At 29.0% G+C, this 1225-nt stretch carries 2 protein-coding genes; both read right to left on the reverse strand.

All coding sequences use genetic code 11. From position 1 onward, the window contains the following. Positions 1–981: glycosyltransferase family 2 protein (locus I3255_RS14485; RefSeq protein ID WP_238039451.1), on the reverse strand; the 981-nt coding region annotated here is incomplete at its 3' end. Then, on the reverse strand, positions 968–1225 hold a 258-nt coding region (locus I3255_RS14490), incomplete at its 5' end, for a hypothetical protein (protein ID WP_238039453.1). The genes I3255_RS14485 and I3255_RS14490, both read right to left, overlap by 14 nt.

Raw genomic sequence — 1225 nt, forward strand, 5'->3', positions numbered from 1 at the left:
ACCATACATTAAAATAAAGAGAAAATTCCCCCAGCCTAGTAATGATGGAGTTAAACCTTTATTATGTTTACGTAAATATAAGAAAAATAAATCACCATCCCATCGTAATCTTTGATTAACTAATCCTCTTAGTGTGTCAGGAACATCAGTATGTCCAATAGCACGTGTTGAATATGCTAATTTATTATGAGGGTAGCGTCGCTTATATTGTTTTAATCTTACTGTTAAATCTAAATCTTCTGCTGTGTGAGTATCCCATCCTCCAATTTGTTTTAGTATATCTTTTTTAAATGCGCCAAAAGCGCCTGAAATATTATTTAATACTCCCCATTCTGCCATTCCAGTTTTACCTGCTTGCATTGATAAGAGATATTCTAAAGATTGTAATTTCGTTAAAATATTTTGTTCTTGATTACGAACACGAAGAGCGCCACCGCTTGCAATCACATCTTTGTGTCTAAATTCATGAATTATATTTTGAATCATATCATTATCAAAAGATGTATCTCCATCAACATTTATGATAATATCTCCTTTCGCTATAGATAATCCTGCATTTAATGTTGAGACTCTTCCTCCTCGTTTCCATTTTGGTAAAATACTGATTTTTTTATTTGATATTTTTTGATATTTTTTCTTACAGTATACAGCTGTTTGGTAGGTTTCTTTATTTTGTATTGCTCCATCTACAATAATTAATATTTCCATATATCCTGGGTAAATTTGTTCTACTAAAGTTTCAATTGTTGTTTGAATTCTTTTCCCCTCAGCATAGCAAGTTATAATTACACTTACTGATGGATATTGATGTATTTCAATTACTTTTCTCCTATAGGACCAACGAAGAATACCTGTTATTATAAGTAAATATAATGGAAGTTCTAATGATATTAATGCGGGAAAAATCAATAGCCATAATTCCTCATTATTAATAAGTAACTTATAAATATATTGAAATATAACCAAGCTATCTTGAAGCATAAATATCTCCTGTAATAGATTCTAACCAAAAAATAATATTGTCTTTGATTTCAATTTGAGGTAATTCCCAATAAAAAACATTAATGATAAATGTTCTTTCATTAATTGTGTCCATTATTGTAGATAATTTATGTTCTAAAATGTTTAATCTTGATTTATCAGTGTTTGCCATGAATATATATAATATATCTTCTTTATATTGACAGCATATGTCGGTATCTCTAAATGATTCTCCCAACCTATT

The sequence above is a fragment of the Psychrobacter sp. Ps6 genome (assembly GCF_022129235.1).
Taxonomy (GTDB): Bacteria; Pseudomonadota; Gammaproteobacteria; order Pseudomonadales; family Moraxellaceae; genus Psychrobacter.